Genomic DNA, 18786 nt, shown 5'->3' on the forward strand with positions numbered 1-18786 from the left:
CGCCCCGGGAAAACCCCTAACGCGGGTGTCGCAGGTTCGAATCCTGCCGGGGGCACAGCACAATATGCCGCTGACCTGGGGTTTCTCCCCCAGGGAGGCGTTCTGTTCGGCCTCGGTCTCCCCGGGAAGCAGGTTCGTACAGGTGTCGGCCGTGACGGTGATCGAAGGAGTGGCCGGGCATCTCCTGGATGTCCTTCAGGTCAGCCCCAGGCGCCTGGGCGAACGCAGCAAGAACAGTTCAGCGACGCCGTGTTCGCATCGTGACTCTGACGCACCACCTCGTTGAGAGCCGCTCCGTTCATGGCGCCATCAGTGACTCAGCTCGCGCGACTCCCACATGCTTCGCATCTGCTCACGGGCCTGATTGGGGGCGGGGACTCGTTCAAAGGCACCCGGGGAAACCCGATGAATGACGTCGATCCCGTAATGGTGAAGAAGGTGCCGTTCCTTAGGATCGAGCGCTTGAGGGAAGAGCGCTGCAAGGCGGCCGACCGCGTCAGGGGCATATCGCGCGTAATCGAGCAGTTGGGCCAGTGCCTCGCGCACGTAGCTACGCTCGACGCGCGACTTGGCCTCGATCAGTTCGCTTCCCTCGGGACCGTTCAAGAAGATGTCACAGATGCCCGCCGCACTGGCGAAACGTGTCGCTGTGGTGTCCGTGAGAGTTCGGCAGAATTCGATGACCAACGCCGACTCCTCCCGGTTGAAAAGAACCTTTTGCGCGGCTCGCTCCACCGTCGTGGAGCGAGTGTGCTGCCGCTCCACCGGCAACTCGCTGACCGTGTCGGGCAGCGCCACAGCGCCCGCCTCCTCCAGGGCCGTCCTGGTGGTAATCAGCAGACCGTCGATTCCCGCACGAGCCCGCTCACCGGACAGCACCAACTGCCCTGGGTACATGAAGGTGGACCTGTAGTCGAGGAGAGCGCTCAACGTGGCGTACGGAATCTCCGCCGGACCGAACTGGCGCAGACTGTAGACCGTGTGCCAGCTCTCGCCCCCCTGCTTCGGCGGCCACATCACGTCGGCGAAGGAACTGTTCCGGAAAATGGCCCCGATCTCACCGATGGCACGTACGTGGTTCTTCCCGGTGAAAAGCACTACGTCACCGGTGCGGACCGCTGCCATCTTGCCATCGTGGCCTGGCGTGGCACCCCAGAAGCGGGCCTTCCCGTCCGGGTGGAACTCCTTCAGACGACCCAGCTGGTCGTCCGTCAGCCTCTCGGCGAACTGGGATTCGGTGAACGGAACAAGCCGGTCCAGGGTGTCCTTCCAGTGCCGCCGCGACTCGGCACTGCCGAACGCCGGGGAGATCAACAGACGTGTCGCGAAGCTTGAGTCGGCGGATGCCTTCTCCGCTCGGGGTCCCTCAACATGGAAGCCGAGTCGGGTCAGCACCGGGACAACTGTCGCGGCACCTCCGGAGAAGTCACCTGGTCCCAAAGCGTGACCGTTCACATGACGGTGGGCCACACCGACGATGGCCTTGGAGTCATATCGGCGGCCGTCATGAAGGATCAGATAACTTCGAGCAGGCTTGAATCCGTACGTGGAGAGGAACACCTCCCTGCTGAGGTCGTCATACTCCGCCAGTGTCTGGAGCACATGGTCACGGGTGACGTCATCGATTCCCACATTCAGATCATATGACTAGCGGTCGGCTCGACGACGGTCAGAATCAGCTCCAGGCGGATCGTTCCTCACGTGGCTCCCGCGCCCTGCGCCGGATCAACCGACCTTGCGTGCTTGTGGTATTGAGGGAGCCGGGCACGGCTCGGCACATCGAGCGGTGCCGGACGTGCGTGCGCGATGCGTGAGTGGACGGAGGTCGCAGTACTGACCAAAGGAGCCGTCGGCTATCCCCAGCGCGATCCTGAAGGGCACCTCCGGCCCCTGCGATGAGGAACCGGGTAGCCATCCGCATGCCGCGTCCTACTCGTCGTCCTTTTCCCGGTCTTCTTCGAAGACGAAGAGCGGTTTGGCGCCGTGAGCGGGTGTTTCGGCGTAGGCGATGGCTTCCGTGAAGCGTTCCAGCGGGAACGGGCGGCCTTGGGGGATGGTCAGTACTTCATCCGCGACCAGGGTGCGCACCTCGGACAGCGTGCGCAGCGCGTCCGTGGGTGAGGTTGTGCCGAACCAGCGGTTCAGCCAGAAGCCACGGACCACTTTGGTCTCGTAGATGACCGAGCGCGCGGACAGCGGAATCGTCAGCGCCGCCGGGGCGGTCTGCCGGTGGGTGGAGAGCGCGCCGTAGATCACGGTCTCTCCTCCCGGAGCCAGTGCCTGGGACACCTGGGCGGCTACGTGGCCCGCGACACAGTCGACGGCTTTGCGTACGCCGGCCGGTCCGGCGATGTCCCTTACACGTTGTGGCAGATCCTCGTCCTCGGTGCAGATGACCTCGTCGCCACCGAGCGCCTTGATCTCCGCGACGGCATCGCGCCGCCGCACCACATTGATCGTCCGAATACCCAGATGCCTGGCCAGCTGAATGACAAGTCGGCCGACGGTGGAACCCGCCGCCGTCTGCAACAGCCATTCTCCCGGCCGTACATCGAGTTCCCGGGTCACCAGGAGCAGCGCGGTCAATGGATTGACAGCGAGTTGGCAGGCGCTGGAATCGCTCAGATGGTCGGGGACCGGCAGAAGCCGCCGCGTATCGGTGACAAGGTATTCCTGCCAGGTGCCGGCCACAGGCGGCCCGGGTACGGCCGGGACAGTGACGGCCACCACACGCTCGCCGATCTTCAGTCCCTCGGTATCCGGACCCAGGGCCTCAATATGGCCTACGCACTCCATGTACCCGCCGACAGTGGGAAACTCGGGCGAGAAACCGTAGCGACCACGCAGCACGTGCAGATCGCTGGCGTGAATCGGAGTCGCCTTCACGCGGATCAGCGCCTGGCCGGCCTCTGCCGTGGGAACAGGCCGGGATTCCAGCCGCAGGACATCGTTCGGCTCGCCGGGCCCTCCGGCCACGAGCGCACGCATGGAGTGCGGCATGAGTGACCTTCCGTCTCTCAGCACCCGCTGAACTCTCAGCACTCGACGAATTCGACGAACTCGACGAACTCGGCGGGCGGTCCGCGCAGGAGCGACGCAGCCGATCTCCAGGTGCCACCCCTGCGCTCCTCCCAGCTTGCGCTCCTTCGCGAGCGCTGTCATGTCGTAGCGGCCTTGCCCCCTGACGGCTGCTCCTACGGCCGCTTCGGCCACGGCCCGGTCGTTCCGCGTACAACCCTTGGGCCCCATTACCGGTCATATCTGCACCGGACGACGCATGTGCGCGGGGTCGGAGGCCGTCAGGATCAGGTCCCCGCAGGTGGTCGGCCCGGGATACCGATTCGGATGGGCCGCCACGGCGTCCGGCGTGCCGTAGGAGAAGAAGACACGCATGCAAAAGCACCTGCGCACCACCCTCGCGACCACCGCCTCGGCCGCTCTCGTCGGCGGTCTGCTGCTCGCCGCCGGGGGCACCGCCGTCGCCGCGCCGTCCGGCATTCAGGGCGACTTCAACGGCGACGGTTACCGCGACCTCGCGATCGCCGCGCCCCTCGGGAAGATCAGCGGGAAGTCGGGGGCCGGATACGTGGCCGTCGTCTACGGCACCAAGAACGGACTCGACAAGTCCAAGCGCGCCATCATCAGCCAGGCCACCACCGGTGTTCCGGGGGTGGCGGAGGAAGGAGACTTCTTCGGCGACCGTCTCACCACCGGTGACCTCGACGGTGACGGCTACACCGATCTGGTGGTCGGCGTACACAGCGAGCGGATCGGCGACAGCGACTCCTACGGCGTCATCACCGTCGTCTGGGGCGGCGCGAGTGGACTGAAGTCCGCCGTCGACATCTCGGCGCCGCTGCCCGAGTACCGGAGCGAACTCGGCTGGGACGTCGCTTCCGGTGACTTCGACGGGGACGGACGCACCGACCTGGCCGCCCTCAATAACTCCATGCCCGGACTGAACATCTTCAAGGGACCGATCTCCCGGACCGGCAAGGCGGCGGGCCTCGTCGGTATCGACACGCTCGACCAGACCGACATCAGCGCGGACAAGATCATCGCGGGGAATGTCAACGGCGACGGCGCGACCGACCTCCTGGTCCTGGGCCAGCAGCAGAGCGACGACGACGTCTACCCGACCCGGGGCGTCCTCTACAAGGGGGGAAAGAGCGGTCTCAAGGCGTCGAGCAAGGTCGCCGGGGGCTACGAGGCGGTCATCGCCGATGTCGACAAGGACGGTTACGGCGACATCGTCACCGGCAACTTCATGGAGAAGTCCGCCGACGAGCCGAACGGCGGCCACGGAGGCGCGGTCACCGTGACCTACGGCAGCGCCGCCGGGCTGTCCACCCGTACCCCGGTGCGTATCACCCAGGACACCACCGGAATCCCCGGCACCGCCACCAAGGGCGACCGCTTCGGCTGGGGTCTGGCCGCGGGTGACACCAACGGCGACGGATACGCGGATATCGCGATCGGCGCGCCGGGCGAGGACACCGGGAGCGCGATCGACACGGGCAGGGTCACCGTGCTGCGCGGCTCCGCCAAGGGACTGACCGGCACCGGATCCATAAGCTTCTCGCAGAACACGGCGGGGGTGCCCGGTGTCTCCGAGGCCACGGATCAGTTCGGCGCCTCCGTCAGGCTCACGGACAGCAACAGGGACGGCCGCGCGGAGCTGGTGGCCGGCGCCTTCGCCGAGAACGAGGGCGCGGGTTCGGTCTGGCTCTTCAAGTCCGGTACGAGCGGTGTCACCACCACCGGTTCGACGTCCTTCGGCGCCGCCTCGGTCGGGGGGCCCACCGGTCTGTCGTACTTCGGCCAAGTCCTCGCCGGGTAGGTAGGGGCACAGCACGGATCAGAGGTCGGAGGCAGGGGGCAGGGTCAGGGGTCAGGTGCAGTCGAGCTTCATCTGGGCCGCCGCGTGGTGGGCTCCGTAGCGGTCCCGGCCTCCCCAGTCCCTGCCCCGGTCGACGAGTTGCACCGAGAAGGAATCGCCCTCCACCCGGTAGCTGCCCACGCTCACGAGGCTGCCGCGGTGGACGGTCTGGCGTACGCCGAAGGCGGCGTAGGCGGGATCCCGCCACTCTCCGGCAGCAGAAGCTCACGATTGGTTGATTGACCTTTCCCCAGGGTCAGAGCGCACCGTCCCGTCACCGGGCCGAAAGCGGTCCGGTGACGGAGGATGGGACCTCGTGGAACTGCTCACGATCGGCGAGTTCGCGGCGCGGTCGCGGCTCTCGCCCAAGGCGCTGCGGCTGTACGACCGGCTCGGACTGCTCACACCCGCGCGGGTCGACGCGGTCACCGGCTATCGCTGGTAACGCCGGGACCAGGTGGAGCGCGCCAGGCTGGTCGCCCTGCTGCGGCAGCTCGACATGCCGCTGGCCAGGATCGCCGACGTGGTGGCGCTGTCGGGTGAGCGGGCGGCCGACGAGGTTGCGGACTACTGGACCGAGGTCGAGGAGCGCCATGCCGTACGGCGCGAGGTCGCCGACCATATCCGTGACCGACTGTCGGGCAGGAGAACCCACATGTACGAGGTCAAGACCATCGACACCCCGGAGCAGGCCGTCCTCACCGAGCGCAAGCACGTGCTCTCCGACGAACTGCCGCGCTGGATCCCGGCCGCCCTCGACCGGCTGGGGAAGGCCGCCGGGGAGTGCGGGGGCATCGCCGGCATCCCGTTCGTGGCGTACTACGCGGCGGTGAGCCCGGACAGTGACGGGCCCGCGGAGGCATGCGTTCCGGTCGCGGACATCGCGGCGGCGGAGGCATACGCGGCGGCCGGCGGCCATACACGGACCGGCCGTACGACCACACTCCGCATCGAACCGGCGCAGCGCCTGGCGTACGTGCGCATCACCAAGGCCCAGGTGGCGCACCCGCAGATCCTCTCCGCGTTCGAGGCGGTCGAGGAGTGGATCACGGCCCAGGGGCTGACGGTCAGCGGGCCCTGCCGTGAGATCTACTTCGCGGACTGGGACGCCGCGTCGGCCTCGGACGAGGTCTGTGACATCGCCTTCCCGGTGGGTGAGGCGGATACGGCGGGCTGACCCCGGAAGGCGGTCCCGGGCCGGTCGGTCCCGAGGCCCAAGCCCCGGGCCAGGCCGGTCCCGGGCCGCCCTCACGTCCCCGTCTTCGCCTCCGCCGGTGCCTTCCACTCCGCCACCGTCGTCGTCATCGCCTCCACCACTCGACGGCTGCGCCCCTCGTTCTCCCGGATCGTGCGGTTGAACTCCACATGGATGAACGGGACTCCGTCGTCCGCGGCGAGCTTGCCCTGCTTGTTCGTACGTCCCGCCAGCGGGCACTTGGACGACCACGCGCGGCACACCCGGAAGCCGTCGTCCGCCAGCGCCCGCGCCAGAGTGACGGCCTGGGCGCGGCCGTCGTCGCCCGCGCCCGTGGACACCACCGCGTCGTGCGGCGGCGACGTCGAGTCCGCGAAGCCGTGCACCTGGATGCCGGGGAGCCCGCGGGCGACGAGTTCCGCGCAGACCGCGTGGAAGATCGTGTCGGTACGGTGGGCGACATCCGCGGCGTTCCCCTTGCCCGCCGCGCGGTGGGCACCGGCCACGACCAGCACCCCGCCGGGGGCGCCCCGCAGCACCCCGGCGCCGAGGGATTCGCTGTACGAGTCGGCGATGGGGTGCGGCACCTGCACCGAGAAGCGGACCGGCGCGTCGAGGTCGATGTACACCCGCCCCCAGCCGCGCACGTCCTCGCGGGCCCGGTCGGCGATCTCCGCGTACCGCCGGCCCTCGGTCGTGCCCTTGGCGGTGTCCCGGAGTATGCGCACGCCGAAGTCGACCTCGGCGAGCTTGCGTTCGGCCTCGGCGCGTTTGCCGTCGAGATAGAGTCCGACCCCGGCGGCCACGGTCTCGCGCTCGACGCGGCCGGGCGGCAGGAAACCGGCGTCGGCCACGGTGTCCGCGGCGAATCCCGAGATCCGGTGTTCCAGATCGAGGTCATTGCCGGTGGCGGGCGCGGAGGGTTCGTCGGAGCGCCGGTCCAGGACCGGGGTGACGATCACCACAGCTGCCGCGATCAAGACCCCGACCAGCAGGCTTGCCATGATTGTTATCTTCACGGTCGGAGATCGTGTCATATGACGTTCAAAATACCTATGTGAAGCAACCCACCCCTCTGCCCCGCGGACGACGCGCCGCCACCCGTACGGCCCTTCGCGCCGCCGCGACAGCCTCTCTCGCCACCTGTCTCGTCATGGCCGCCGCGGGGTGTTCCGTACTCGGCTCCGACGACGGGGGGGACGCGAAGGGGGGCGGCCCCTCGTTCACGGTCGCCGCCGCCGGTGACGTACTGATCCATCCGCCGCTGACGGAGCAGGCGGCCAAGGACTCGAAGGCCAAGGGGGGCAAGGCCGGCAGCCTGGACTTCGGGCCGCTGATGGCCGGGGTGAAGCCGGTGATCAGCAAGGCGGATCTGGCGATCTGCCACATGGAGCCGGTGGTCGCCAAGAAGGGCGGGCCCTACGAGGGGTTCCCGAACTTCCAGGTCCCGCCGGAGATCACCACCACGCTCAAGGACCTCGGCTACGACACCTGCTCGACGGCGTCGAACCACTCGATCGACCACGGCGAGGCCGGGGTGCGCCGCACCCTGGACGCGCTCGACGCGGCCGGACTCAAGCACACGGGCTCGGCCAGAAGCCAGGCGGAGTGGGAAAAACCGCTCATCATGGACGTGAAGGGCGTGAAGGTGGCGCAGATCTCCTTCGCGTTCGGCTTCGTCCGTAACGAAGTGCCCGCGGACAAGCCCTGGTTGGCCAACAAGACGTCCTTCAAGGCGATCAAGGAAGCCGAGCAGCGGGCCCGCAAGGCGGGCGCGGACGTGGTCATCCTCAGCATCCACTGGGGACGCGAGTACCAGTCGGCGCCGAGCACCTCCCAGCTGGAGCTGGCGCGCCGTATCGCGAAGGACACCGGCATCAATCTGGTGATCGGGCACCACGCCCATGTCGTGCAGCCGATGGAGAAGATCGGCAACACCTGGATCGCCTTCGGCCTCGGCAACCAGATGGCCCGGCACGAGGTGCCGAACGGCCAGTCCGAGGAGGGGGCCATCGGCTGGTTCACCTTCACCAAGCGCGGCGGCGAGTGGGACGTGAAGGCGCAGTACCTGCCGACGTTCGTCGATGTGCCGCCGGAGCCGGAGGACCCGGAGCAGCCCGACAAGCTCCCGGCGGGCGCGGTCAGGGACTACCGGCTGCTGGACCCCGCGGTGGCGGTGAAGGAGGGCGCCTCGCCGGACGGTACGAAGTACAGCGACGAGCAGCTCGCCCGGTACCGGCTGGCATTCGAACGTACCCAGGGCACGATGCTGAACCGAGGCGCGATCAAGGACGGGCTGACGCCCCTCCACGAGCTGCCGGAGTAGGGCGGGGTACGAGGCGAAGATCCGGGCGGAGGTTCCACGTATCCGGCGTGTTACGCCTGTAATTCAAATCACAGGCACGTCAGGCCGGTTTTGGACAACCATTCGACCCTGCGACCAGTCCTCTTTTCGCGGTGAATCGGTCCCGTCCGGACCTCTCACCCCACCCCACACGTCGCGTGCGCGCGGGCACCGCAGCTCCGGCTGCCCGCAATCATCTTGAGAGAGGTACCACCCCATGGCCGTTTCGTCGGCGAAACGGCGGCACAAGGTCCGCAGGCGGGCCGACATGTCGCTCCTGGGCGGCATACGCCCGCCGATCGCGGTCCTCTCGGCCCTCCTGCTCGCACTGGCCGGGCTCACGGCGCTCGGGTTCGGCAAGCCGGCCTACGAGCCCCTGCCCACGGCCGTACGCACCTCGCAGCAGCACTTCGCCGAGGACGGCGCCATCGCGTTGCGGGCGTCGCTCGACGAGTCCATCACCGACCTGAACCGGACCGCGTCGCTCTTCAACGCGGGCGACCCGGTCTCCGCCGACACGGTCCTCGACAAGCTGGGCAGCGTCTACCAGAAGTGGCGCGGCTCGGCCATCGTCGAGATCAAGTCCGGCAAGCTGCTCGCCGCGCGCGGTGAGAACGTGCCGCTCCTGGCGGTCGACCGGGAGAAGCTGTCCGACGAGGACGGGCTCGCCCCCCGGATGGTGCGGCTGAAGAACGGCGAGACCCGGCTGCTCACCTTCGCCCTGCTGTCGTGGGAGGGCCGGCCGCAGCAGCTGCTGGTCACCTCCAACAGCCTGAAGGTCCCCGGCATCAGCCTCGGCAAGTTCCGGGCGATCGCCGTGGTCGACTCCGGCGGCACGATCCTCAGCAGCGACGGACTCCGGGGCCCCGAGGACATCCCCTCGAAGACCGTCGAGGACGAGGTCAAGGAGACCAAGAAGCAGCTCGCGTCCTTCGCGAAGCTCGCCGCCGAGAAGTCCGCCGCGAACCCCGTCACCACCAAGGAGCCCGGCTCCGGCGGGTTCTTCGGCGTCAGCGGCACCATGACCGGCTCCCGTATCAGCCAGGAACGTCCGGTCGTCGGTTACGCCACGCTCGCCGCGCCCGAGGCCGGCGAGTCCACCGACGCGACCGGCCTCGGACTGTCCGTGGTCACCCTGGTGACCGTCCCCGAGAACACCAGCCGGGTGACCGACCCGCTGTTCAGCCTGTTGTCCGCCGCCGCGCTGATCGTCATCGGGGCACTGGCCGTGGCCATGCTGCTCGGTACGGTCCAGCGTCCGCTGATCCGGCTCTTCCTGGAGAGCCGCCGCCTCACCCGCGGGGATCTCACCCGGCCCGTGACCGTGCCCCGGTTCGGCGAGACACGCCGGATCGGGGACGCGCTGGAGCGGCTGCGGCTGCAACTGCTCGGCGCCGCCCCCGCCGAGACGGGCGACGACGCCACCGGCCCCGACGGCACCAAGCGCCGGCGCGGACGGCGCGTGGGCACCCGCGCGCTGCTCGCCGGCTGCGGCATCCTCCTGCTCATCTGGTCCGCGCCGATGATGCTGCTCCTCAACCGCGCCGGCGACACCATCGTCGTACCGCAGCAGCTCGTCAACGACCAGCGCGACCGCAGCGACACCCTCGCCGACCGCGTACGCCGCGCCCTCAACGAGGGCCACGCCGACCTGCTGTCCGTCGCCACCCTCATCGGCGACCAGACCTCCCCCACCGACATGGCCACGGTCCTCGAACGCACCATGACCGAGCACCCGCGCTACCGCTCCCTCTACGTGCTCTCCCCCGACGGCACCGTCCTCGCCAAGGCGGGCGAGGACCCGCAGCACCCCAGCGGCAAGCGCGAGGGCAACGCCCCCCTCGCCGTCCTCACCACCGACACCAAGGAACCCCACATCGCCGGATACGCCGAACTGCCCGGCCGCGACGGCGCCCTCGTCGTCGGCGAGTTCCGCGTCGACTTCCTCAACTCACTCCTCAAGCGCCCCGGCCTCGGCCAGGTACGCATCGTCGACGCCCAGGCCCGCACCCTGGGCTCGAACAACGGCTACCGCGCGTTCCAGAAACTGCCCTCCAGCAGACTCGACTCCCTCGTCGAGGCCACCGGCCAGAAGGTCGGCCTCAGCCCACGCCCCAGCGGAGTCCTCTTCCGCGACGACGACGGCATCCAGATCGCCGCGGCCGCCCCCTTCGTCGGCGGCGGCGCCGCGAAATCGCTCGGCTGGACCGTCGTCAGCTGGCAGCCCGCCTCCGCCCTCGCCATCCCCGAGTACAGCGCGCAGAACCGCACAGTGCTCGCCGGACTGCTCGGGGTCACGGCAGCCGCCGCCTGCCTGGGCTGGCTGCACATCGTCGTCGTACGTCCGCTGCGCGAGCTGGCCGGACAGGCCGAGACACTGGCCGACGGCGACCGCCGCACCGTCCTCTACCCGCGCCACCACGACGAGGTCGGGGCCATCGCACGCTCCCTGGAACTGCTGCGCCAGCAGCTCCAGGAGCAGCGCAGGCGCGAAGGCGCGCCGCCGGCCCTCGCCGAAAGGATCTGACCGACCGTGCTCTTCCTCTATTTCGTGCTGCTCGTCTGCAGCATGATCCTGTTGGTCGCCGGACTCGTCGAACAGCGACGGCACTTCACCAACCTGAACCGCATCCCCACCCGGGTACTGGTCAACGGCATCCGCGGCAAGTCGTCCATCACCCGGCTGTGCGCGGGCGCGCTGCGCGGCGGCGAGCTGGTCACGGTCGCCAAGACCACCGGTACGGCGGCCCGGTTCATCCACCCGGACGCGACCGAGGAGCCCGTCTACCGCAAGTTCGGCATCGCCAACGTGGTGGAGCAGATAGGCATCGTGCGCCGGGCCGCCGCGTACAACCCCGACGCGCTGGTGATCGAGTGCATGGCCGTCATGCCGGCGCTCCAGGAGATCAACCAGTCCAAGCTGATCCGGTCCACGATCGGCGTGCTGTGCAACGTACGTGAGGACCATCTCGCCGAGATGGGCCCGACCCTCGACGACGTGGCCCGCTCGCTCTCCCGCTCGATGCCGGAGGACGGCATCTGTGTCACCGCGGAGAAGGACCGGTTCGCGATCCTCCAGGAAGAGGCCGACGCCCGGAACTGCCAGCTGATCTACGCGGATCCGGAGACGGTCTCCGACGAGGAGCTGCGCGGCTTCAGCTGGTTCACGTTCAAGGAGAACGTGGCCATCGCGCTGAAGGTCGCCGAACTGCTGGGTGTGGAGCGCGAGACCGCGCTCCAGGGGATGTACGACGCGCCGCCGGACCCGGGTGTCCTCTCCGTGGAGCGCTACCTCACGCCGGACGCCAAGCGGCTGCGGTTCGCGAACGTCTTCGCGGCCAACGACCCCGAGTCGACGCTGATGAACATCAACCAGCTGCTCGATCTGGGCGCGATCAACCGTCCGCTCCATGTGGTCATCAACTGCCGTCCCGACCGGGTCGAGCGCAATGGCCAGATGGGCGAGATCATCCCCGAGCTCCAGCCGGAGAAGGTCTTCGTCATCGGCCATCCGGCGAAGAGCGCCATCGACGCGATCCCGGCCGACTGGCGCTCGCGCGCGGTCGACCTCGGCGGCGACAAGCGCGATCCCGAGGAGTTCATGCGCGAGCTGCTCGGCATGCTCGGACCCGACTCCTCACTGGTCGCGATCGGCAATATCCACGGCCAGGGTGAGCTGCTGCTCGAACACCTGGCGGAGCTGCCGCCGGACGAGACGCCGGACCCGGAGGACGGGCCCGCCGATCCGCCCGCCGGACCGCCCGCCCGCCGTTCCGCTCCGGGACAGGCAGCGGAACCGCACATTCCGGCGCAGGTCCAGGCGCAGGCACAGGACCAGGTGTCGGACACCGTCGCCATCCCGGTCGTCTCCGCCGACGCCGGCCCCGGGACCGCCCCGCAGCAGAACCAGCAACAGCAGCAACAGCACCCGCGTCACGAAGAGACGATGGCACTGGCCCGTTACGCGCCGCGCCTCGACCCGTTCCAGCCCTACCCGGAGGCGTACGAGCAGCGCTACCAGCAGCGTCCCGCCGCCGGACCGCCGCGTGAGCGCGGCCTGTTCGAACCGGTCCAGATGCCGGTCCAGACCCCCGAGCAGACGCCGGAGCAGGCGCCGGAGGGGACCCGGGACCAGCGGCAGCCGGACCCGTACGACTCCGGCGACGCCGCGCAGCACCACTCCTCGCCCCGCCAGCAGCCGCACCAGCCCGAGTACCCACAGCTCCCGCACTCCCCGGACCCCTCGCACTCCGTGGCGCCGCAGAACCCAGGAGAACCCCGTTGATCCCCGCAGTCCTCACCCCCGAGATCGCCGCGATCGGCATCGGTCTGGGCCTGATGTTCTCCCTGATCTGCTATCTCACGACCAACCTCTCCCCCGGCGGCATGATCACGCCGGGCTGGCTGGCGCTGACCCTCGTCGAGGACCTCCAGCGCGCCGCCATGGTCGTCGGCGTGACCGTACTGACGTATGTGGCCACGCTGGTCGTGCAGCGCTTCGTGATCCTCTACGGAAAGCGCCTGTTCTCCGCGGTCGTCATGATCGGTGTGCTCCTCCAGGGCACCGTGATGATCGTGCTCTCGCTCGAATTCCCGCTGATGTACGCGAACCAGACGCTCGGCTTCATCGTCCCGGGTCTGATCGCCTACCAGCTCGTACGCCAGCCCAAGGGCGCGACCATCCTCGCCACCGGCACGGTCACGCTCACGGCCTATGTAGTCCTCACCGCCGGCATCCTGCTCGGCGCCCTGCCGTCAGCCTGACCCGCCCATCCACGGGAGCCGATTCGTCATGAGTGCCAAGTCCAAGAAGCGGGGCCGCCCGGTCCTGCACGCCGCGACGGTCCTCGCGCTGCTGGCCGGCAGCGCCTATCTCACCGTCGAACTCCGCAAGGACGAGCAGGCGAAGGCGCCCGCCGTCCAGGCCATCACCGACATCCCCGCGCTGACGTCGGGCAACGGGAGCACGGCAGGCGAGCAGACCTGGGAGCGGCTCCAGAACCCGGCGCGCTCGGTGCTGCGCGGCGGGGACGGCGAGATCCTCGCCACCTTCACCGACGACGCGCGCACGGCGACCCTGACCGGCCCCAGCCGCACCTTCGACGAGCCCACGAACACCAAGTCCCGGGTGGTCACCGAGAACTGGGTGCGGCTGATGCCGGAGGCGTGGAAGAAGGGCGCCGAGAAGGAGAAGTGGTTCAAGGACTGGTTCAAGGAGTACTTCGGCAGCGAGGAGGACGACATCTTCGCGTTCGCCTTCCAGTACGTCGAGGGCGCGCCCATCAAGAAGGACGACGAGGGCGTTCCGTACTCGGGCGACGCGTTCTTCGGGCCGATCGACGAGTCGAATCCCACGAACCGGCTGGAGCAGTCCGACTTCTACGACTACCTCGGCATCCCGTACACCTTCCGGGACGGCACCACCATGCAGCCGGAGCAGCCGAAGTACCGCGCGCTGGACTGCTCTGGCTTCATCAGGACGGTGTTCGGCTATCGCGCCCGCTACCCGCTGATGGCGACCGACAAGGCGGGCGACGGTCTGCCGCGCACCGCCAACGGCATGACGCGCTCGGACGTCGGCGTGGACATCTACAAGCTCCAGGGCCCCGCCCCCTGGTACACGCGGCCGGAGTCCACCAGCAAGCTCCAGCCGGGCGACCTGGTGTTCTTCAAGATGGACAAGCGGACCGGGAACCGGATGGACCATGTCGGCCTGTACATGGGCAACGACACCGACGGCCACCAGATCTTCGTCTCCAGCCGCAAAGAGGTCAACGGCCCGACGATCGGCGACCAGGGCGGCACCTCGCGCCTGGACGGGAACGGCTTCTACGCGGGGCTGCTGCGGGCGGCGAAGCGCCTCTGACGGCCAAGCGCCTCTGACATAGGGCGGGGGGCGTCACCGTACATACGGTGACGCCCCCCGCGGTCGTCTCAGCGCAGTTCCTCCGGGCAGCCGGTCCCGCGCGGCAGCTGGTACGGCGCGGCCAGCCGGTAGACGCCGGGGCGCGGCGCCAGCAGCTCCGTCCACTCGTCGCCCTCCACGTTCGTCTCGGCCTTCAGCAGACAGCCGTTGGGGTTCGTGTAGACGTTGGGCCCGTCCTTGTCCGCCTTGGACGCCGGCGTCTCCTGCGGGGGCAGCACGCTCTTGCCCTCCTCGTCGACGAGTCCGAGCCACGGGGAGTACGGGATCCGGATCAGCACCCGCCCGGCCGACTTCACATGGATCGTCAGCTCGCCCGCGCCCGCCCGGTCCACCGTCGCGGGCGGATCGGCCAGCGGCATCGGGTCCTTGACGGCGAAGAGCTGCCAGTTGGAGTCGCCCCAGACGTGCTCCAGATAGGGCAGCCCCTTCCGCACGAGCTCCGCCTCCAGGCCCGCGCCGGAGTCGGGCTTGCCCTTGGGCAGCACCACATAGTGCACGGCCCAGCGGTCCAGCCAGCCGCGGTAGCTCTCCGCGGTCAGCGTGTCGTCGTAGAAGAGCGGGTTGCGCTCCATGTCCGCCTGGCGGTTCCAGCCGCGGGCGAGATTGACGTACGGAGCGAGCGCGGAGGCCTCGCGGTGGCTGCTGGCCGGTACCACCTCGACCCGGCCCTTCTCCGCGCCTGTCCGCTGCAACTGGTTGACCAGCGGCGCCAGCGCGCGTGTCCAGGACGCGGTGGGCGCCGTACGCACCATGTCGTCGACGCCCTTGAACCCTATCCAGAAGTTGAGCCCGGCGAAGGCGATGACCAGCGCGTACCAGCGGCGGGAGCGCGGTGCCGCGTACGGCAGCGCGGCGAGCAGCACCACACCCGCTATGACCATCGCGAAGCGGGACACATTGGACCCGATCTGCGAATCGATCACATAGGTCCCCAGCACCCCGACGCCGTAGACCGCCGCCGCGACCCGGACCGTACGCCACTGACCGGGGACGAGCACGAACACGAGCACCGCGAAGAGGAAGGGCAGCGAGGCCGTCCCCACCGACATCGGCTGCGTCCCGGAGAACGGGAACAGCCAGGAGGAGAGCGCCACCACGGCGGCCGGCGCGAGACCGAGCGCGTACGCGCCGGGGCGCCGCTTGTTGAGGAACAGCGCCGCCGCGACGACCCCGAGGAACAGCCCGGCCACCGGGCTCGCCGCGGTCGCGAGACCGGCGAGCGGGGCGGCGGCGACCGCCTTGGCCCAGCGCTTCGTCCGCCAGCGGTACGGCCAGCAGAACACCGCCGCGACGGCGCCGAGCGCGAACATCATGCCGAGGCCGAAGGTCACCCGCCCCGACAGCGCGTTGCACAGGAACGCGAAGACCCCGGCCATCGAGCACGCCACGGGGTTACGGACGGCCGGTACCCGGACCAGGATCAGTGAGGTGAGGGCCGCGGAGAGGGTCCCGACGATCATCATCGTCGTACGGACTCCGAGAACGGACATCAGATACGGCGAGACCACGCTGTACGAGACCGGGTGCATCCCGCCGTACCAGGCGAGGTTGTACGCGGAGTCCGGGTGCTGACCGACGAACTCGGCCCAGGCGTCCTGCGCGGCGATGTCGCCGCCGCTGTTCGCGAAGAAGAGGAACCACACCACATGCACGACGGCGGCGACGGCGGCGGTGAAGAGGACGGGATGACGGGCCACCCGCCCCCGCAGGCGCCCCCAGGACCCCTGGGGCTCCTGGGGCTCCTCTGGCGGCGCGTCGCCGCGCGGCGCGGGCAGTCGTATTCGTGGCCGGGCGGGCCGGGCGGGCCGGGCGGTGTCCCGCGCGGGTGAGGTGACACCGTCGGGCGGGGTGACGCCGTCGGCGTGCGTCGGCTCAGTGGTGGTCACTGCGGCTCTCCACGTCTTTCCGTCTCACCGTTGTCCCACCCGGTGTGCCACCCCCGACATCCGGCAAGACGCCGTCCCCGCGTCCGGCGGTTGCCCGGGCGGCCGGCCGAGCAGGTGCCTCATGCAGATGTCCGTTTCGGGACGCTAACACGTGGCGGCGGCCGGGGAGGACGCCATTTCCGGCGCCTTCCCCGGCCGCCGGGCCCCGCGGGGGCCGTCGGACGCGCGGTGGGGCGGGTCAGCCGACCCGGGTGAGCTTCGCGCCGAAGCCCGGTTCCAGCAGCTCCTCCTGGAGCGCGACCGGCGCGGAGACCCTGCCCGCACCGGTGCCGACGGTGACCTCTCCGACGACCGTGCCGGAGGCGGCGGTGTGCGGCACCGGCTCCTTGCCCTCGGTGAGATCGAGCTTCACCTGAAGGCCGCCCCAGCCGACCGCCTTCAGGTCCTTGGTGGAGACCACCGGGGTCCGGCCGCCGAGGCCGTCGTCCACGTACCCGACGAAGTCGCCCTTCTTGACCACCGTGGCGGAGGTGACGCCGTCCTGGGCGCTCTTGATCAGCTTGAGGCTGTTCTGGATCGCCAGCTCCAGTTTGTCCCAGAGCTTCACGGCGTCCTGGGCACCCATCACCATGCCGATGATCCGACGGTTCTGACCGTCGATGATCGTGTTGGCGGACCACAGCAGATTGCCGCCGGCCGGGGTCGACGAGCCGGTCTTGATCCCGCTCACGCCGGGCTCCAGCAGGATCGAGTTGTTATTGATTATCAGGTTGTCGATGCCCGGGATCTCGACCTGGGGCAGATTCACGATCTCGCGGAAGACATCGTTCTGCATGACCGCCTTGCCCAGCTTCAACTGGTCGGTGGCGGTGGACACGGTGGAGGACTCCAGACCGCTCGGGTCCGTGTACGTCGTGTTCGTCATGCCCAGGTCCTTGGCGGCGGCGTTCATCTTCTCGACGAACGCCGACTCCGACTTCGCGTCCCAACGGGCCAGCAGCCGGGCCGCGTTGTTCCCCGAGGGGATCATCAGCAGCTGGAGCATCTGCTTCTGGGTGAACTCCTGGCCTTCCCTTATCGGCGCGGTCGACTCGTCGGGACGGTTGGCCTCTTCGCCCGCCTTCTTGTCGACCTCGATCTTCGGGCCCACCTGCTCGCCCGTGATCGGGTGGTCCTTGAGGATCACGTACGCGGTCATCACCTTCGCGACACTCGCGATCGGCGCGGGCTTCTGCTGCCCGTACGTGCCGATCGTGCCGACGCCCTCGACCTCGACGGCGCCCTGGCCCTCGGCGGGCCACGGCATGTCGAGCTCGCCGCCCTCGAAGGTGAACGTGGGGTCCGCGGAGAGCGCGAGCGTGGGCGCCGGGAGCGGCCGTACGGCCTGTACGACCGCGAAGACGATCAGGGCGAGCACGACCAGCGGCGTGTAGATCTTGACCCGCCGGACGGCCGTACGGACCGGAGTCTCGGGCGGGGCGGGCTTGTTGGTCAGCTCGGCCAGCAGATCGAGCGGCGGCATGGGCGGCATCGGCTGCTGCCGGGTCCGCTCGGCCGCCTCGGGGAGCGGGGTGGGCGCGGACGGGGGCGGCGACGGCGACGGGTACGCAGACCGGGACGGAGACACGGGAGCGGGCGGCAGGTCGTCCCGGCGCAGCGGTACGAACGTACTGGTCCGCTCGGCCGCCGACTCGGGCTGCTCACCGGCCCGTTCCTCGGGCTTCTCGGTCGGCTCGGCCTTCTCCCCGGCTTTTTCTCCGGCCTTCTCCCCGGCCTTCTCCCGCACCGTGAGCGTGGTGGTGACCTGATCGACGGCGGGCCGCGGAAGCGTCTTGAAGACGGCGGTGGGCCGGTCGACGGGCGTGGAGTCCGCGGCGGGGGCGTCGGTCTCGGCCGGGCCGGCGTCGTCGGCGGCGGTGGCGTCCTTGGAGACGTCGTTCTTGGAAGCGTCGCCCTCCGGGGTGTCGTCCTTGGAGTCCGGCTCGGGCGTCTTCTTGGTGTCCTGCTTGCCGGACGCGTCGCCCTCGTCGGGCTCCTCCACCTCGTCGGCCTTGTCGCCCTTGTCGGCCTTCGCCGCATCGACGTCGGTGTCCGTGTCGGCGGACACGGACTCCTCGGCGCCCTCCGCCTTCTCCGGATCCTCCGCCTTCGCGGGCCCGGCCTTCGGCGGCTCGGGGGCCGGAGTTATGCGCACACCGTCCGACACGTGCGCGCTCTCGGCCTCCCCGGACTCCTCCGTACGATTCGCGATCGCAACCTTCGTCGACACCGCCGAGCCGGAGTCCCGCTCCGCCCGCCCCGCCCCATCGGCCGCCGCTGTCGCCGGTTCTCGGAAGACCGCGAGCCGCGGGTCCCGCTCTCCCGTGACCGTCTCCCCCGATGACTTCCGCTGATCCGACTTGCCGGGGGACTCGCCCGCCACCGTGTCTCCTTCATGTCTCATCCGACGTACCGAACTGTCCGAAGCATCTGTCAGTGTCCTGCTCTGAGACCTCGGCCAACGTGCTAGACGAGAACGACATACATAACGGTTCCCGCACAAAGCACCCAGGCACC

General features: G+C 69.3%; 12 protein-coding genes, 1 tRNA gene and 2 pseudogenes. 8 read left to right on the plus strand and 7 right to left on the minus strand.

The features are described from left to right. Position 1 precedes the first annotated feature (1 nt). Positions 2-55, plus strand: a tRNA-Ser gene (locus tag M1203_RS25010). 254 nt (positions 56-309) lie between these two features. Here the strand turns inward: M1203_RS25010 and M1203_RS25015 are convergent. The 3 genes from M1203_RS25015 to M1203_RS25025 all read right to left on the minus strand — a co-directional run bounded on the left by M1203_RS25015 (position 310) and on the right by M1203_RS25025 (position 3393). Further along, a complete protein-coding gene (locus M1203_RS25015; RefSeq protein WP_249952049.1) occupies positions 310-1632 on the minus strand; it encodes a hypothetical protein in 1323 nt (440 codons plus the stop codon). A 297-nt stretch (positions 1633-1929) separates the two neighbouring features. Continuing rightward, on the minus strand, positions 1930-2988 hold the full coding sequence (locus tag M1203_RS25020) for a zinc-dependent alcohol dehydrogenase family protein (protein ID WP_249952050.1): 1059 nt from the start codon (positions 2986-2988) through the stop codon (positions 1930-1932). 267 nt (positions 2989-3255) lie between these two features. Beyond that, positions 3256-3393 (minus strand): hypothetical protein, encoded by a 138-nt coding sequence (locus M1203_RS25025; protein ID WP_249952051.1) that lies wholly within the window; start codon positions 3391-3393, stop codon positions 3256-3258. Between M1203_RS25025 and M1203_RS25030 the strand changes: the two genes are divergently transcribed. After that, the gene (locus M1203_RS25030) at positions 3392-4840 is read left to right on the plus strand and encodes an FG-GAP and VCBS repeat-containing protein (protein WP_249952052.1); all 1449 of its coding nucleotides are present in this window, start codon (positions 3392-3394) and stop codon (positions 4838-4840) included. The two genes, M1203_RS25025 and M1203_RS25030, sit on opposite strands and share 2 nt — an antisense overlap. 51 nt (positions 4841-4891) lie before the next feature. On the opposite strand, the pseudogene M1203_RS25035 reads toward M1203_RS25030, so the two are convergent. Beyond that, positions 4892-5080: pseudogene (locus tag M1203_RS25035) on the minus strand (adhesin); the annotation flags it as partial. A gap of 115 nt (positions 5081-5195) precedes the next feature. Here M1203_RS25035 and M1203_RS25040 point away from each other — a divergent pair. Next, positions 5196-6056, plus strand: a pseudogene (locus tag M1203_RS25040) (MerR family transcriptional regulator). A 71-nt stretch (positions 6057-6127) separates the two neighbouring features. Here M1203_RS25040 and M1203_RS25045 read toward each other — a convergent pair. After that, positions 6128-7078 (minus strand): hypothetical protein, encoded by a 951-nt coding sequence (locus M1203_RS25045; RefSeq protein ID WP_249952053.1) that lies wholly within the window; start codon positions 7076-7078, stop codon positions 6128-6130. 149 nt (positions 7079-7227) lie between these two features. On the opposite strand from M1203_RS25045, the gene M1203_RS25050 reads away from it, so the two are divergent. The 5 genes from M1203_RS25050 to M1203_RS25070 all read left to right on the plus strand — a co-directional run bounded on the left by M1203_RS25050 (position 7228) and on the right by M1203_RS25070 (position 14284). After that, positions 7228-8400, plus strand: a complete 1173-nt coding sequence (locus tag M1203_RS25050; RefSeq protein ID WP_249952258.1) for a CapA family protein — start codon at positions 7228-7230, stop codon at positions 8398-8400. Positions 8401-8635: 235 nt separating this feature from the next. Beyond that, positions 8636-10945 carry a HAMP domain-containing protein gene (locus M1203_RS25055; protein WP_249952054.1) on the plus strand — a complete coding sequence of 770 codons (2310 nt, stop codon included), beginning with the start codon at positions 8636-8638 and terminating at the stop codon, positions 10943-10945. Between the two features lie 6 nt (positions 10946-10951). Beyond that, entirely contained in the window at positions 10952-12703 is a 1752-nt protein-coding gene (pgsB, locus tag M1203_RS25060; RefSeq protein ID WP_249952055.1) for a poly-gamma-glutamate synthase PgsB, read from the plus strand. Beyond that, positions 12700-13182 carry a poly-gamma-glutamate biosynthesis protein PgsC/CapC gene (locus M1203_RS25065; protein ID WP_249952056.1) on the plus strand — a complete coding sequence of 161 codons (483 nt, stop codon included), beginning with the start codon at positions 12700-12702 and terminating at the stop codon, positions 13180-13182. The genes pgsB and M1203_RS25065 overlap by 4 nt, the downstream gene beginning before the upstream one ends. Positions 13183-13210: 28 nt before the next feature. Further along, positions 13211-14284 (plus strand): C40 family peptidase, encoded by a 1074-nt coding sequence (locus M1203_RS25070; RefSeq protein WP_249952057.1) that lies wholly within the window; start codon positions 13211-13213, stop codon positions 14282-14284. Positions 14285-14352: 68 nt separating this feature from the next. Here M1203_RS25070 and M1203_RS25075 read toward each other — a convergent pair whose 3' ends face one another. Together M1203_RS25075 and M1203_RS25080 are read right to left on the minus strand one after the other, a co-directional pair. Then, positions 14353-16230 (minus strand): MFS transporter, encoded by a 1878-nt coding sequence (locus M1203_RS25075; protein WP_374403925.1) that lies wholly within the window; start codon positions 16228-16230, stop codon positions 14353-14355. 238 nt (positions 16231-16468) lie between these two features. Next, entirely contained in the window at positions 16469-18673 is a 2205-nt protein-coding gene (locus M1203_RS25080) for a serine hydrolase (protein WP_249952058.1), read from the minus strand. Positions 18674-18786 lie beyond the last annotated feature (113 nt).

It is taken from the genome of Streptomyces sp. 35G-GA-8, assembly GCF_023534745.1.
Classification (GTDB): Bacteria; Actinomycetota; Actinomycetes; order Streptomycetales; family Streptomycetaceae; genus Streptomyces.

Coding starts and splice junctions, on each gene's coding strand:
- M1203_RS25020 (WP_249952050.1), bottom strand. CDS start 2,988: ATGCGTGCGCTCGTGGCCGGAGGGCCCGGCGAGCCGAACGATGTCCTG.
- M1203_RS25030 (WP_249952052.1), top strand. CDS start 3,392: ATGCAAAAGCACCTGCGCACCACCCTCGCGACCACCGCCTCGGCCGCT.
- M1203_RS25025 (WP_249952051.1), bottom strand. CDS start 3,393: ATGCGTGTCTTCTTCTCCTACGGCACGCCGGACGCCGTGGCGGCCCAT.
- M1203_RS25045 (WP_249952053.1), bottom strand. CDS start 7,078: ATGGCAAGCCTGCTGGTCGGGGTCTTGATCGCGGCAGCTGTGGTGATC.
- M1203_RS25050 (WP_249952258.1), top strand. CDS start 7,228: ATGGCCGCCGCGGGGTGTTCCGTACTCGGCTCCGACGACGGGGGGGAC.
- M1203_RS25055 (WP_249952054.1), top strand. CDS start 8,636: ATGGCCGTTTCGTCGGCGAAACGGCGGCACAAGGTCCGCAGGCGGGCC.
- M1203_RS25070 (WP_249952057.1), top strand. CDS start 13,211: ATGAGTGCCAAGTCCAAGAAGCGGGGCCGCCCGGTCCTGCACGCCGCG.
- M1203_RS25080 (WP_249952058.1), bottom strand. CDS start 18,673: ATGAGACATGAAGGAGACACGGTGGCGGGCGAGTCCCCCGGCAAGTCG.